The sequence below is a fragment of the Vibrio sp. 1401 genome, from assembly GCF_033340295.1.
Window position 1 is genome coordinate 1 of the sequence record NZ_JAWOWF010000302.1, and the last position, 752, is coordinate 752.

The following is a 752-nucleotide window of genomic DNA, read 5'->3' on the forward strand; positions in this document are numbered from 1 at the left end:
AATGCTGGCGGATGGGATGGATGGCAAGGTTATGGTCCCCGCTGTCACTCATGAATTTGTTCATGCAGATGGCAAGCGGATCATCGAGACCAAGCCGCTGACGCTCAGTGATGGTGCTGTCGTGACAGGTTCATACGACGTGTTTGCGACCCTACGTTCTGATGCGAAAGTACCGCTGGTGGTTAATGGGGTGCGTATCGAGCCAGGCCAGACAATGGGGATCATGAGCCAACATGATTTCGGTGCGTCAGGTGGTCGTTTGAGCATTCCGGTTAAACCGGCTGTTCCTGATGTGGTCGGCTCTTCCAGTCTTCTTGTCATGACCTCCGCGCCGAACTCACCCATCTTGGTTGTGGACATCAATACCTGGAAAGGGACGGCCAAGCTCTCGGCTGAATCATGGACAATTCGCCAGGTTATTGACCCGGTGAAAATCTATGCCCTGCCAGAGTCGGGTGTGCCTTGCCGGTTCACCACGAAAGAGGATGTGGCTATGGCCGCAGACCCAATTCGTGACCCGGTGTGTTTGCTCCAATGGGACAGAACTCCGGATGAGGCTGAACAAACTACGCAGGACAACAACGGGATGAAAGTTGCCGGGCTGGTGGGGCAGGCTGTGAGCATTGGTGAACAACCTGTCGAATACAGCCTGTACCTGTTCAGTGGTGACGGTTCCAAGGTAACAGTTGGGTCTGGCTCTCAGAACCTGACGGTAACTACTGCCTATGGCTCTGTTGGTTACACCCCGATTG

1 pseudogene is annotated in these 752 nt (G+C 54.4%); it reads left to right on the forward strand.

From position 1 onward, the window contains the following. Positions 1–16: 16 nt before the first annotated feature. Positions 17–752: pseudogene (locus R7Z77_RS25250) on the forward strand (hypothetical protein); the annotation flags it as partial.